Raw genomic sequence first — 16,290 nt, forward strand, 5'->3', positions numbered from 1 at the left:
ACGATTTGAAACAACTTGAAGTTATGGGGGAGATATTCAATTGTTTTTTCTTGTGATTTGAATAGGTAATATACTTCATTAGGCCTTTGATTATAAACTTCTAAAAATTATTTGTGGTTCACACACTTTCCCTCCTACTTTTTATATTTTCAGTGTTAACAAGAATTTGTGCAGGTAAACTTAAAAATCAATATAGCTCTTAGAAGATATAGAACACCAGTTAGAGTATCAAAAGTTTAGAAAACTATATTTAAGTGCCGTACCGCTCTGGAATGTGTAAATGCTTATCTCACGCAATTATTTCAATTGAACAATGTTCATTATTGAACGGGAAAATACACCAAATTTTACTTTTAACTAGTGACGTTAATTTACAATGTTTCAAAGTTAGCTGCCAACTGAATTAACGCTATCTTAAATCAACACCAAGTGACTGAGGCATAAAAACTTCAACAGAACCTAAATTCTGAGAGGATGTGCTTTTAGAAAATGAATTTTCCTGAAATATTAAATTCACTCTTTAAAATATTACAACATTTTTGTATACTAATTATTGTAAAAAAAATATTATCAGAGGGGTGAAATTTTGCACGTAGGGCAAAACATTAAATTTCATCGTACAAAAATGTCTCTTACTCAAGAAGAATTAGCATCAGGATTAATTTCCGTTTCCTACTTATCTAAAATTGAGAATGGCCAGATTACTGCTAGCTCTGATATTATAGAAGAATTGTTTAACAGGCTAAATATTACGGAGGATGTTCAGCAAGACCAAAAGCTGTGTGAGGAGATTCGTTTGTGGTATCAGCAAATAGTCGATAGAGATATAGAAAAATCTGCTGAAACCTATAATAACCTCTCAAAAAAAATTACAATTAAAAGCTCTTTTGAACCATACTCTCTATTTCAGCTTGTCAATATTAGATTTCTTCTAACTTTAGGAAAGCTTCAAGAAGCTAAAAATCTTTTCAAGAAAATTTCAGAAATTTCAAATAATTTTTCAAAAGAAATGTCTTTCTATTATTTCAAATTTAAAGGTAACTATGAATATATGAACAATGAGTTTGAAAACGCTTTTGATTCTTATAAAGAAGCTGAATCCCTTTTTAACAGTGATACACCTTCTCTTGAAAAAGCAGATGTTCTTTATTCATTAGGGCTTACTGCAACTAAAATTGAAAAACACTTTCAGGCAATCGTTTTTACCAATCAAGCACTTGACATATTCAGAGAGATTTATAATCTAGACCGTAGCAGCGAATGTCACCTACTTTTGGGTATTCTTTATCAGCGGATGGAACAATTTGATGAAGCTGAGACAAATTTCAACTGGGCAAACATACTTGCAAAGAAGGTCAGGAACGAAGAGGCTTTGGGCATTATCGAACATAATATAGGGCATTTTTATTATCTAAGAGGCGATAAAACCAAAGCATTAGATCATTACAAAAAGAGTTTGGATCTTAAACAGGAACATAATTACGATGGAAAATTAATAACTATATTATGTATCATAAAAGCACTGTATAACAAAAAAGAAAATAGACAATTACTTTTATGGATACAAAAGGCAGAAATATTAGAAAGGAAAACAAAAAATCTAGAGTTAAAACACGAGTATAAACTACTTAAGCATTTACACAACAAAGAATTTGAAGAATTTGTATATTACGCAAAAAAAATTGCACTTCCTTATTTTGAAAAGAACAGCTTGTACCGTAATGCCATCTACTACTCAGAACTATTAGCAGAATATTTTAAGAAAAACCAAAAATATAAGCAGTCTGCTCATTATTTTGAGTACTGTAAAGAAATTCTAAAAAAAATTAAAAAGTAAGGGTTTTTATCATAAAAATACTTACTTGCTTTTTCCATGATTATCCTAATTTTTGTTTGCTCTACGCAAGGAGTTTCCTCACCCCTTAACATTAACATAGTATAAAATAGAACTAGAATAAATTAATCGTAAGAGAAAACTGTTGTGAAATTCTCGATAGCCTTCTCTTACAATTAATTAAGTAGTTTTGATAAAATTTACTAAGAAGACCGAAACGTTTGGAAGGGATAACCCTTCCTCCAAATTTTCATAATCGCACAATATACAATAGGTTGTATGTAATAGGGCGAAAAACCGGAATCATGTAACTCTCAAATGGTTTAGCAGTCACAAATTCCCCATAAATTTCTCTAATTCCTAATAATATCCCCCTGTCCTTACAAATGATATGGGGTGTCAAATCTGCAGGATTGCCCCCTAGTTTGTAGCCATGAAAAACTCTATATAGATTTTACTTAAAATTAATCAAGTTACCGATGCTAATCTTGCAATTGGAATTGGAATGGATATAGCTAAACGAACTCATTACCCTAATCATCATTGATGAGCCAGGTCTTGTGCTACAAAAAGCATTTCCTGTTTCTTATGCAAGAAGGAATTGGACTGTTCTATCGGCGTATATTGGCAACTATGAAGGAATTTGACAAGACAGAAGTAATGATTGGAATCATTAACATTTTTTTAAGGATACAGATATCTTCTAAGAAATTTCGGGTGAAATTGTTCTCTATCTTTTTTACTTCCACCCGATGAGTAATTGCCCCTTCCCCCTTGAGATTAATAAATTCATTGATCCTTTCAATTGTAGAAAGGAGAAAACTATCTAGATCTCTGATTCGAGGTTTAAAATAAAAACCAAACATTCTTAATATACAGAAAATACCTTAGGTATAACTTACTGTACCTTCGGAAATCATAGTTATCTTCCTTTCATCATAAATCCTTACTTCCTTAGATTTTTTCTCCATGTTGTATATTTTGCTTTGCATTTTGTTGGAATTTATCTACTTTGAGTTGGATGAACAAAACTCCAAACAGTGTGACTCCCCCACCTATAACGGTAAGTAAAGTCGGTACCTCTCCAAGCCATATCCATGCAATAACAAATGCAAGAGCCGGTGTTAGGTAAAGAGAACTTGTAGCTTCCGAAGCACCAACACGTGATGTAACGTACGCTAATGCAAGGTAAGGAATAACCGTAGGGAAGAGACCTAAGTAAACAATGCTAAGTGTTGATTCTATAGATGATTTCATCATTTCACTCGTTAGTCCTGGGAGAAAAAAAAGCATAAAAAATGTCCCTGCCCAAATCGTATAGGTTGTAAATGCAAAAAATCCATACTTTTTTAAATAACGTGTTTGAAAAACAAAATATACACTTTCTGAAAAGGATGCTAAAAGAATAAACAAAATCCCACTAGTAATTTCAACATCTCCCTCTGTAGCAAATGAAATCAAAGCTACTCCCAAAAAACTTATAACAGATCCAGTCCATCTCGATAATCCAAACCGTTCACGCAGAAACCAAACAGCTAAAAGAGCCGAAAAAATAGGAGTTGTTGAAACAAGAAGACTCGCAACACCTGCACTCACTGTTTTCTCTCCAATGTTTAAAGCTGTATGGTAGACAGTAAAACCTAAAAAACCTAACAATAAAATAGCAGGAATATCCTTTAATTGTGGTAATCGCATACGAATGATTATAGCAATAAATACAAGCAATGCAGAGCCAATTAGTAATCGAAAAAGAGCAAGATGTTCAGGTGTATAGGATTCTAATCCAACCCGTATTCCTGGAAAAGCTGAAGCCCATAGAAAAATAGTAAGACCATAAGCCACTATAACACGAAAATCCCATTTGATTTCCATCTCATCACTTCCTCTTATAGAATTAGAAAGCAGCCAATATCTTTTCTACTTCGTTAATATTTCTCATCTTAATAAATACTTAGTAAAATGTCTCCAACCAGTTGAACAATTACTAACTCAACCACTTTGAATCGAAAACAATATGAAAGGAGAGTTTTTAGTGAGTAGTATCGTTTGTGAACACACCAAAATTTTCTTTAATATCAATAATTTTCTAATTTAAAAAAAAAAAAAAAAAACGCCTACGGAGAATAACCAATTAGAAGTAAAATTCCGAACCGGTGAAAATTAGCCGAGTCGTTTAAAGTAAACCGAAGTACTGTCATCACTGCTTTAGAAGAATTAATAGCAAATGGAGTGATTGAGGGAAAAATGAGAACAAGGATGTAACTCGTCACATATAGGAAGCGCATAGAATAAAGACCAGATTAAACTAGCTATCTACATCTGGAAAAAATAATCTATTCAGTATAGAAAAGACAAAATGAAGTCGTACAGACTTTACTACTGCAGATTGCTATAATCAAGAAATATAAGTGAGTAGGCTATCCTCACAGCCACTTTATAAAATATGGAAATGTTAATAAAAAATGCTGTTACAAGAAAAAGCATCCCTTTCTCAACAAGCAAAGGACCGTCAAAAATGACAGTCCTTTTCAAAATTAAGGAATGTTTTTACCTTGTTTTCTGAAATTTATAGGTTAGTTCTTCATTAACTACCTTAAGCAATTTTTTTTCATTTTCATAGATAAAAAAATGATCTCCCGGAAAAAGGTGCATATTAAAATGGTTTGTCGTAAGTTCTTTCCAATGTTTCAATTCCTCTGTTTTGATTGACGGATCATCTATACCACCAAAGACTGTTATTGGACAACTTAACATGCTTGATTTTTCATATTGATAATTATCGACAAGTTCAAAATCAGCTCTTAGAATCGGTAAAAACAGGTCCATTATCTCATGATTATCCAATACTTCTTCTGGTGTACCATTCATTTTTCTAAGTTCCTCGATAAATTCTTTTTTCGGAAGATTATATGTGGGTGTCTCCCTTTTAGACACTTGAGGAGAACCTTTCCCTGATAAAAATAGCCTTATAGGCATCTGCCATGAACGTTTTTTCATTTCTATAGCCAATTCGTAACTTATTAAAGCCCCCATACTATGACCAAAGAAAGCGTACGGTATAGGGCTGTTAAGAACAGGCTCCAGTTCATCTGCAAGGAAAGAGATTAACGTTGGCAGAGACCGAATAGGCTCTTCTGCTAGTCGATTTTCTCTTCCTGGAAGCTGTACCGGGCAAACTTCTACTTCTTCAGCAAGAATTTGATTCCATTGGCGGTAAGCCAATGCACTACCTCCTGCATAGGGAAAACATAAGAGCCGGACCAAAGGTTTTTTTTGAGGTTTATAATAATAAAAACTATTTTTATTGATACTCAAGCTGACTCCTCCTTTTTTATTTTTCTAACCTTGAATTTTATTATATTTTTACTTATTCATTTATACTGACATAGCTTGTCGACATCTGCCCGCTTAATAAGTCTGAGGCATCAAGAAAGTTTAGGGATTCAGGGAAGGGCAGTTTATCTGTACAAACCGCTAAACTATATCCCTTATCCAAATAAAAATCTTTACAATACCAAGAAGTGATAAAGTTCCCACCCAACAGGTAAACTTGATAACTGTCAGAAGCTGGTATAGGAACAAACTCCACTTTTTCCAAAGGATAGGATAATCCTGTTCCTAATGCTTTCACAAATGATTCTTTTCGAGACCATAAACTAAAAAAAGTAGGGATGGAATCTTCCTTGTTACCAGTAAGTACTTCTAACTCAGTTCTTGTAAGAACACTCTTAAATAAATTTATATCAATTTCCTCAATCTTCTCCGTATCTACTCCTATTCTCCCAGCCGAGGTGATGGCACATACTACCCATTCGCCAGAATGGGTAAGGTTAAAATCACCTTTCCATTCAGCTGGTTCTTTAAGAAAAGGCCGTCCATTTTCAAGACGCTCAACAATCAGTTCCTCCTCTGGCATTTGAAGAACAGTAGCAAGAGCATAGCGGGCTAGAAGTACTGCTAGAAGCGCCCTCATTTTGTCTTCATTTTTTTTAAATTTAAGGATTCTTACCTTGTCTGCCAGATGAATAGTCTCTAATATTCCATCAACTTCTATACTATCCCAACTTACCGAGTTTCTGACTGCATATAATGTAATCATGTTCATCACCCACTCTCTAGAGTGCCTATGCATTTTAAAACTGCATAGGCATCTTGTTTCACTAGTTCACAACCTTAATTTTTTCTTTGATCCAATTACCTATCTCTTCTACTATATACTCAGGAACATTACCAGGAAGCAGATACTCTTCCATAGTTCCAGGTCCTTCTCCCTCTACGTAAGCGTGATTTAACTTTTTATAATAGCTAAATACTGCATTCCTATTCTCCGACAAAACTTCCTTCCATTTTTCGAAATCATCTTCTGTTATATTAATATCCCTTCCTCCCTGAAGTACTAAGAACGGAAAATCTTTTAGTATCGGGGACTGGCTAGGAATATAATCTTTTAAACTATGCCACCATTTAACACTCGGAGCTAAGCGAAACTTTTCCGGGTTAATTTTATCGATAGGAAGATATTGAATCATCCTCAGTTGCTCTCTGCACAGTTTCAATTCTTCGGAAGATAAACCAGGTAAGTCTGTTTTATTCAGAAGCATCTCAACTGCAGAAACCTGGGGATTTGGAGCAGATAGTACAACTCCCCCTGCTATCCCTTCCATTTCTTTTCTATCCAAGATATCAGGAAGCATCCATCCTCCCCGACAGTGTCCGACCAGGAAAATGTCATCTACTTCTATTTTGTCTGTTTCCCTTAGAAACTTTACTGCCTGAACTGCATCTTCAGTAAATTCATCCGATACAGTATAGTCTTTAAAAAACTTAAAACGTTTGTTCGTTCGTTTTTCATAACGTAAAACAGCTATATTCTGGCTTGCCAGCCCCAGGGCAATATCTTTAAACGGCTTAAGTGCATATAAGCGCGAATCACGGTCTACCTCGCCGTCTCCAGGAATTAGGATTACTACAGGAATTGGACCTTTCTTCTTTGGTATTGTCAATGTAGCCGGAATTTTTATATCCCCTGAGCCTATAAGAACCTCTTGTTCGGTATATAATTCTGGCTTAACATAAGCTGGAATCTTATAAGACGGTTCAAAATTAGCAGTTCCTATTCCTTTTATCTCAGATCCAATCGGATCCTGAACGGTAAAGCTGTATTGTTCGGTATTCATTCTATTCCGTATGCTATCAGCTAAATCCTTCAAGATTGGGTATAGAAAAAGATCATTTAAGGTAAGCTTTATATTCAGTTCCTGCTGTAACCTTGAAACAAAGATTATGCCTTTCAGTGACTGTCCTCCCAATTCAAAGAAATTATCATTAATACCTATATTGGGAACATCAAGAATTTCTTCCCATAAATCCGATAATTTTTGTTCTATAGGATCAGAAAAAGAAAAAGTATACTTTCCGACCCTTCTTTGTTTAGGACTTGGGAGTCTATTCTTATCTATTTTTCCATTGCTAGTAAAAGGGAAAGAGTCTAGCTGCAGGAAGTGTTCTGGAATCATAAATTCCGGAAGCTTACTTGCCAGATAACGTCGCAGTTCACCTGCCTCCAATTCGCCGCTCAGAACAACATACGCACAGAGACTAGTATTTCCTTTTGTATCTTCTCGGCAGATAACTTTTACATCTTTTACATCAGGAAAATTCAACAAGGTAGCCTCTATCTCTCCAATCTCAATTCTATAACCGCGAATTTTCACTTGTTCATCCTGTCTGCCTAAATATTCAATTCGCCCATCTGGAAGCCATCTTGCCTGATCACCTGTACAATATATTCTCGCTCCTGGTAGTAGTGGATGATCAATAAAACGTTCCGCCGTTAGTGAAGGCTGATTTAAATATCCTCTTGCAAGTCCTTCACCTCCTATACAAAGTTCTCCAGGGACACCAATAGGCTGCAATTGACCTAATGGATTTATAATATAAACCTTTTTGTTATTTATAGGACGTCCGATACTTACTTTTTCCTCTACTTCATCAGAGAGTGTAGTACAAACCGTAGCTTCGGTGGGACCATAAGCATTTATAAATCGGCGATTATAGCCCCATTGGGCAATCAGTTCTTTCGAGCAAGGTTCTCCAGCTGTTACCAATGTAGTAAGGCTCGGCAATTCACTTTGCGGAAGCGCCCTTAAGTAAGATGGAGGCACTGTAAGAGTGTTTATGGATTTTATTTCCAGATATCGAACAAATTCTTCACCAGACAACAGTTGTTCTTTGCTACAAATAAATAGGGTAGCACCAACCAATAATGTGTGAAAAATCTCTTCAACTGATGCATCAAAGCTACAAGAAGCAAACTGAAGGACCCTGCTTCCCTCTCGTATGCCATATGTTTCAGCCATGAGCTGCAAATTACTTACGCCTCGATGCTCTATTAACACACCTTTCGGTTTTCCGGTCGACCCCGATGTATATATAACATAGGCCAGATCTTCTGCCTGATTGATATGTTCAAGATTCTCATCAGCTCCGTTATACACATGAGGCTGATCAATCAGAATAGTCTCTCCCGTAAAGCCTTCCATAATTTTCACACTACTTTGTGTTAAAAGGCGTTGAACCCCACTGTCTTCAAGGATATAGCGAATCCTTTCTTCAGGATATGACGGGTCAAGTGGGACATAAGCTCCACCTGCTTTTAGTACACCCAGAATACCGACAATCATTTCAAGAGAACGGTCTACCATGATTCCAACCAACTCTTCCCTAACCGTTCCTCTTTCTCTTAAAAGCCTTGCAAGTTGATTAGCCCTAGAATTCAACTCTCGATAAGTAAGCTGTTCGTCACCAAAAACTACGGCTACAAGCTCAGGTGTTCTCTGAACCTGTTCCTCAAACAGTTGATGAATTGCTTTACCATTCGGGAACGGCTTTTCAGTTTGGTTAAAAGTATACAGAAGCTGATGTTTTTCTTCCTCTGTCACCAGAATCATATCTGACAGCTTTTGTTCAGGATCTTCAACTATCTGATACAGCAGATGAAGAAAATGATCTCTCATTCTTTCTATAGTATCTTGGGTAAACAGGCTTGTACTGTATTCTAGTGTTATATAAAGAGATTCACCCTCTTGACATATCCAGCTTAGGTCAAACTTCGAGCTTTTCCATTCAATCTCATATGGCTTAAATTGCAGTTCCTCTCCTATAGCTATGTCCAGGTCAAAATTCTGCAAACTAAATGTCGTATCAAATATAGGATTTCGGCTAAAATCCCGTTTTAGATCTAACTTTTCTACAAGCTCTTCAAAAGGATAATTTGAATATTCGTAAGATTTCAAGGTTTCCGTTCTGACATTTGCAAGAAATTCACGGAAACTCAAACTTCCTTCCGGTCTATTTCTTAAAGCAAGAACATTAATAAATACACCAACTACTTCTTCAAGATCAGCATGAGGCCTACCGGCAATTGGAGATCCGACGATAATATCTTCTTTTTCTGTATATTTAGAAAGAAGTACATTATAGGCAGCTAATAAAGTCATATATAAAGTTGCCCCTTCTGAAGCTGAGAGTTCCTTCAACTTTTTCAAAATAGAGCTATCCACTGAAAATTCAAGGGTTTCTCCTTTAAACTGCCTTACAGGTGGTCGTGTAAAATCGGTAGGAAGATCCAACACAGGAAGCTCCCCTGATAACATATTTAACCAATATTCCTCATCGGTCTTTAACTTCTCAATCTGTTCATCTTCCTGCTGCCAAACAGCAAAATCTTTGTAGTTCAGAGTGATGTCCGGCAGGCTGTGCCCTTGGTATAAAGCACAGAAGTCCCTTAAAAGAATATTAGCCGAGATTCCATCAGCTATTATATGATGCATATCCATCATAATAAGTTGTCGATCGGGACTAATTTCAAGTAAAACAGCACGGAATAATGGAGCTTTTTGCAAATCAAACGGTACTATAAATTTATTTACAAGATTTTCAATTTCAGATTCTGATGCTCTAACAACATCCAAACTCCAAGGTATATCTTGATGATGAATAACTTGAGTAAGATGATTATCCTCCAAATGGAAAGACGTACGAAGAGCCTCATGTCTAGCTATCAATGACTTGAACGCTTTTTCAACATTTTCCGCACTCAGATTTCCTTTAGCTTCCATAACAATTGGCATATTATAATTCGTTCCATCGTTCTGGGCATCCAGCTGTTCGACTATAAACATTCTCTTCTGAGCGGCAGAAGCTGGGTAAGAAGGCCGTTCTGCAGCTTTCTGAATTGAAAGGTACCGAGTATTTTTTTCCTGTCGCATGAGCTGTGCTGTCCCAGAAACTGTAGGATTAGCAAAAAATTCACGTAATTTAATTCCTATGTTAAGCTGCTTATGAATCCTTGAGAGAAGAATAGTGGCATTAAGCGAATGTCCTCCCCTCTCAAAAAAATTGTCATGAACGCCAATTTGCTCAACTTTTAGGACATCCTTAAAAATAGCTACCAACTTTTTCTCAAGAGGATTACTTGGTGCTGTATATTTTGAAACCGGTAAAGTAAATTCTTTAACTTCTAACAGCTTTTTCTTATCTATCTTCCCGTTTGGATTTAATGGAATATGATCAAGTTGAATGACATGAGCTGGCACCATATATTCAGGAAGTTGTTCAAGTAAGAAACGCCGAATCTCACTGTAATCAGCTTTATTAGACGATACTATATATGCACATAAGTAATAACGCTTACTTTCACTCTCATGAGCCAAAACGACAGCTTCTCGAATTGATGGATACTGAAGTAGGCAGGATTCTATTTCGTTTATCTCTATTCGAAAGCCTCTTATCTTCACTTGATTATCTTGTCTTCCAAGAAACTCAATCTTGCCATCTGGAAGCCATCGTGCTACATCTCCAGTTGAATACATCTTACCATCTGAGTAAGGATTTTTCACAAATCTTTCTTCAGTAAGAGAAGGGTTATTCATATAACCTCTGGCTAACCCTCTCCCCGCAATATATAATTCTCCAGGAATGCCGACAGGCTGCACATTTCCATCGGGACTGAGAATTAAAATTTGGTTATTCCATATTGGTTGCCCAATCGGATATTCCATTTGATTTTCAAAGAGTGTGCAACTGGTTGCCACAACGGTATTTTCAGTAGGACCGTAATTATTTACGATTCTATATGGTGCGCTACTTACTTTTCTAACTTTCTCTCCGCCAATTAACAAAATTCTTAATGAGCTATTGTTGAGAGGGATGAACTGTTCTGCTAACTGGGTAGGCAGAAAGCTGATGGTTATTTCGTTTTTCTCAAAGTAGCTGTTTAAGGCAACTGCATCCCCCCTAATATCATCTTCTACTATATAAATAGAAGATCCGGCAATTAAATAAGGGAATATCTCCCATACAGAAGCATCAAAACCAAATCCCGCTAATTTTGCGCTTCGGTCTTTTGGCATGACTTGGAATTCGTGATTATGCCAAAAACACAGATTTACGAGAGAAAGATGTTCTACCATCACACCTTTAGGTCTTCCTGTTGTACCAGACGTATAGATAACATAGGCAAGATTGTCTGGCTTGATGATACTCTCAAGGTTCGGTTCATCTTCGTTTGATGAGGATAGCTGCTCTAAACAAAAAGTGTTCCCGCCATAAGATTCCGGAATTTGATTAAGCGTATGGACCACCAAATGATCAGCAGAACTGTCCTCAAGCATATAAACTTGTCTACCGACAGGCAATTTAGGATCAATTGGCAAAAAAGCCCCTCCTGATTTAAGAATAGCAAGAGTACTTACAACCATTTCTAAAGACGGATTCATAATTACTCCCACTACTGTCTCAGGACCAACGCCGGCTTTTCTCAACATTTTGGCCAGCTTATTTGATTGATTATTTAATTCCCCGTACGTAAGAACCTCATCTTTATATATGACAGCAGGATATCCAGGTGCTTTTTCCGCCTGTTCTTCGAAAAGCTGATGTATAGTTTTATTTGTTGGAATGTGTTTATAAGTGCTATTAAACTGTTCTAAGACCATATCCTTTTCATGCGGAGTGGCTATCTCAATGCTTTTTAATAACATATCAGGATTTTTAGTAATTTGTTCTAAAATCCATTCAAAATGCTTAAGCATTCTCTTAATAGTACTTCTTTTAAATTTTCCAGTATTATATTCCACTGAAATCCTTAAACTTTCCCCCTCTGTTGCAGCAAGTGTAAAATCATATTTTGAATTTCCCCACTCCCATTCGTAAGGGGTTACCGTAAGATCAGGAATTCCATCAGCAGACGAACTCTCACTTTGTAAAGTAAATATAGTATGAATAAGTGGATTGCTACCGGAATTTCGATAAAGATTCAGCTTTTCAACTAACATTTCAAAAGGATATTCTGCATGATCAAACGCAAGAACAGTTTCATTTTTTACTTTGGCAAGAAACTCATTAAATGTAAGACTAGAATTAGACTGCAAACGAATTGCCAATGTGTTGACAAACATTCCTACAATTCTTTCAAGATCAGTATGACCTCTACCGGAGATAGGAGTACCCACCACAATATCTTCCTGACTGGTATATTTAGAAAGGAAAATATGAAACGAAGCCAAGAGCGTTGTAAACAGCGTAGTTCCACTTCTGATAGAAAGGTCTCTTAATTTTTCCAGTAGAGTCGCATTTATTTCCGTATGAAAAGTCTCTCCCTTGGACAGTTTATCTGCACGCTCCGGAAAATCTGAAGGCATGTCCAAAACCGGTATCTCTCCAGTAAACCTATTTAGCCAAAATGCCTCCTGTTCTTGAATTTTCTGCTTCTGATCTTCTCTCTGTTGCCAAACACTGTAGTCCTTATATTGAACAGATAATTCAGGCAGCTTTTCGTTACGGTACAAAGATACAAACTCCTGAAATAGAATATTGGCAGACACTCCGTCAGAGATAATATGATGCATATCTAGACAGAGAATAAAATCTTCACTTGATTTCTCAATTAACGCTGCTCTAAATAGGCTACCACTTTGTAAATTAAATGGTCGTACAAACTGTTCTACCAGTACTGATTCATCTCTTCCTGAGGAAGAAATGATTTCAAACTGAAAATCGACACGCTGATGAATTTTTTGAACAATCTGCTCATCCTTAATATGAAAAGAGGTACGAAGAGACTCATGCCTATCCACTAATGATTGCATAATGGTCTCTACTTTTGTTTTCTGAAGTGCACCTTTAATTTCCAATGCAATTGGCATATTGTAGTGCGTGCTGTCATCCCCTTCAATTTCCTGAACCAGATACATCCGCTTTTGAGCATAAGATACTGGATAGAACTCGCTTTCAAGCGCAGGATTAATCGCCTCGAAGATGTTTTTTTCTAGAGAATTTATATGGTCTGCCAACTGCTTTACAGTTTGATTAGCATATACGTCTCTAAAGGAAATATCTACAGCTAATTCTTTAGATATTCTTGAAGTAAGCATCATTAATTTTAAAGAATGACCGCCTAATTCAAAGAAGTTATCATAGATTCCAATCTTCTCCCTGTTAAGAACTTCCTGATAAAGGACAACTAGCTGCTGCTCTAATTGTGTAGTTGCTTTTTGATGTCGAGGGTCATGAGTTTCCTGTATTTCCGGCAGACTGCCTTTGTCCACCTTCCCATTTGAGGTGAGTGGAATTTCATCCAGCTGCACAAATCTTGCAGGAATCATGAAACTAGGAAGCTTTTCCTGTAAAAATTTCTTCAACGCTACAGTTTCTACTTTCAACTCAGCCACATAATAAGCATATAAGTAAGATCCATTCGATCCTTCCCCTTTTAAAGCTACTACACAATTTTGTATGCCAGGATATTCAGCTAGCCTAGCCTCGATCTCGCTTAGTTCTATTCTATGTCCACGGAGTTTCACCTGTTGATCCGATCTTCCCAGATATTCCAAATTCCCATTAGGTAGCCAGCGTACTAAATCGCCAGTTTTATATACCTTACCTTCACCGAAAGGATTATCTATAAAGAATTTGTTTGTAAGCTCACTTTGATTTAAATAACCTTTGCCTACTCCATCTCCGCCTATATATAATTCCCCAGAAACACCCATTGGTTGGAGATGACCAGATTGGCTTACAACGTACAGCTGTGTATTATTTATTGAGCGACCTATAGGAATACAATCCAAAGAGTTTATTTGATGATCGGCTTCATACGTAGCAGCAAATACCGTTGTTTCGGTTGGACCATATACATTAATTATCCGGTTATCTCCTAGATAATTGACGGCTTTGCGAACATGTTTTATAGAAGCCTTCTCGCCGCCCATCAGGACTTTTCTCAAGTTTTTCAAACAAGATATCTGCTCATCTACAATTACATTAAACAATGCCGTGGTCATAAGGGATATCGTAATATTTTCCTCTTTCATTAACCTTGCAATTTCCTTAAGATCGCTAGCAGCTTTGTTTGGAGCAAGCACGAGTCTAGCTCCATTCAACAAGGCACTGTATATATCAAACACGGAACCATCAAAAGCATAATTCAATAACTGAAGAAAACGATCGTCCGTTGTGATTTCAATATAACCGTTATTTTTTATTGTTTTAATAACGTTTCGATGAGAAATTTGGCAACCTTTCGGTCTCCCAGTGGTACCAGATGTGTAAATAATATAAGCTGTGTCATCTGGTACATTTTCCTTTGCAAGGTCATCCTTTCCTTCCTGCATCCATTCGCCTTCTTCTAAAACAAGAGCATGACCTTTAAAGAAATTAGGAATTAGTTTTTGTACCTGAACGACTAAATGATCCGTACCACTGTCCTCCAACATATACTGAATTCGATCTGAAGGATATGTTGGATCGATAGGAAGATACGCACCACCAGCTTTTAAAATACCGAGCATGCTGATTATCATCTCTGCCGAACGTTCCATCAGAAGAGCAACTGTCTTTCCTCGAGATACTCCCGACTTTTGTAGATGTTTAGCTATCTGGTTTGCTTTTTCATTTACTTCTCTGTAGGTAATAGACCGCTCTCCGAACACTAGAGCTATCTGTTCAGGCAAGTGTTTTGCCTGTTCTTCAAATAACTCAGAAAGCACTTTATCCTTCGGATAATCTGTAGTAGTCTGGTTCCACTTCTCAAATATTTTTAGTTCTTCCTCTGTAGCAAGACTAATGTCTCCAATGGCAGTAAGAGGAGATTCTACTGCCACCTGGGCCAACTTCTCGAGATAAACAGGCAGTCTTTTAATGAGCTCTTTAGGATAGACAGCTCCGTTATATGTTATTTTTCCATTTAACTCTTCACCTGCATGGAGCTGAATCGCCAAGTCATAGTTTGTCTGTTCGTAGGCTTCCATTCCTGTTACAGTAAATCCAATCCCCCCCGTAGCATGTTCTACTTGCTCCGAAGAGTTTACTGGATAATTTTCAAAAGCCATAATATGGTCAAATAACATACCTGATACTTCCCCATTGCTTTGAATATCCGCAAGTGATAAATAATCATATTTTCCAGCAAGCAGGGATTGCTCTTGAACTTTTTTAATTAATCCCACCAGCGTTTCTTCTTCAGTAGCTGAAACCCTAACAGGAATAGTATTAATAAACAATCCGACAATCTTTTCGACCCCATAAATTTCTGAAGGCCTTCCCGAAACAACAGAGCCGAAAACTACGTCTCTGGTATCATTTAATTTTTGCAGGAGAATCCCCCAGAATGTTTGAATAAGTGTATTCATCGTAACCTGATTCATATTAGCCAACTGCTGTAACTGCCCCGTAAGAGATTCTCCCAGTCCAAAATGCAACTCTTCTCTAACATTTTCTGAAGAGTTAGATAGCTTATGATAAGGAATTCTCGATATCTCTTTATATTCGTGAAGATAGTTCTTCCAGAAAGATCTCGCCTCTTCTTCATTTTGTTCATCAAGCCACCTAATAAAGGAGCTGTACGGGATTGTTTTTTCAACTTTTACTGGGAGATTATTAAGATACATATAATAGAAATTGAATAAATCACTTAAAACAACATCCATACACCAGCCGTCCATCAGAATATGATGGCTGCTTATCAGTAGTAGATTTGTACTTTCTCCCGTTTTAAAAAGAGAAAACCGAATAAGCAGATCCCGGGAGAGGTCAAAACCTCTCTCCCGGTCTTTCTTTTTATATTCCTTTAGGTAAGCCGAACGTTGTGCCTCAGGCATATTTGAAATATCCTCAGTATAAACTGATGCTTCTCTGTTCTTTAATACAATCTGCATCGGACGCTTTATTTTTTCATATAAAAATATAGTTCTTAAAACATCATACTTTTCTATGAGAGCATTAACACTAGCTATTAGACAATCTATGTTCACAGAACCTTCTATATCAAAGGACAGTTGTTCAAAATACACTTGATTTTTCTGATCTTTAATTGTGTGAAATAACATTCCTTGCTGCATGGGGGATAACCGATAAATATCCTTGACGTTTTTTCTGTCAAACATCTACTTCACTCC

At 36.6% G+C, this 16,290-nt stretch carries 5 protein-coding genes and 1 pseudogene; 2 read left to right on the forward strand and 4 right to left on the reverse strand.

Going from position 1 to position 16,290, the window contains the following annotated elements; genetic code table 11:
* Positions 1-586: 586 nt before the first annotated feature.
* On the forward strand, positions 587-1,837 hold the full coding sequence (locus KFD70_RS03685) for a tetratricopeptide repeat protein (protein ID WP_336453352.1): 1,251 nt from the start codon (positions 587-589) through the stop codon (positions 1,835-1,837).
* Positions 1,838-2,788: 951 nt separating this feature from the next.
* Here KFD70_RS03685 and KFD70_RS03690 read toward each other — a convergent pair.
* Positions 2,789-3,706 carry a DMT family transporter gene (locus KFD70_RS03690; protein ID WP_098508614.1) on the reverse strand — a complete coding sequence of 306 codons (918 nt, stop codon included), beginning with the start codon at positions 3,704-3,706 and terminating at the stop codon, positions 2,789-2,791.
* Positions 3,707-3,961: 255 nt separating this feature from the next.
* Between KFD70_RS03690 and KFD70_RS03695 the strand changes: the two are divergent.
* A pseudogene (locus KFD70_RS03695) lies at positions 3,962-4,081 on the forward strand (GntR family transcriptional regulator); the annotation flags it as partial.
* Positions 4,082-4,381: 300 nt separating this feature from the next.
* On the opposite strand, the gene KFD70_RS03700 reads toward KFD70_RS03695, so the two are convergent.
* The 3 genes from KFD70_RS03700 to KFD70_RS03710 all read right to left on the reverse strand — a co-directional run bounded on the left by KFD70_RS03700 (position 4,382) and on the right by KFD70_RS03710 (position 16,278).
* Positions 4,382-5,149 (reverse strand): thioesterase II family protein, encoded by a 768-nt coding sequence (locus tag KFD70_RS03700; protein ID WP_336453351.1) that lies wholly within the window; start codon positions 5,147-5,149, stop codon positions 4,382-4,384.
* 52 nt (positions 5,150-5,201) lie between these two features.
* Complete coding sequence (locus tag KFD70_RS03705) at positions 5,202-5,933, reverse strand: 4'-phosphopantetheinyl transferase family protein (protein WP_336453350.1); 732 nt, start codon at positions 5,931-5,933, stop codon at positions 5,202-5,204.
* A gap of 61 nt (positions 5,934-5,994) precedes the next feature.
* On the reverse strand, positions 5,995-16,278 hold the full coding sequence (locus KFD70_RS03710; protein WP_431612935.1) for an amino acid adenylation domain-containing protein: 10,284 nt from the start codon (positions 16,276-16,278) through the stop codon (positions 5,995-5,997).
* Positions 16,279-16,290: the final 12 nt, after the last annotated feature.

Source organism: Bacillus pfraonensis (assembly GCF_050768835.1).
GTDB classification, from domain to species: Bacteria; Bacillota; Bacilli; order Bacillales; family Bacillaceae_G; genus Bacillus_A; species Bacillus_A pfraonensis.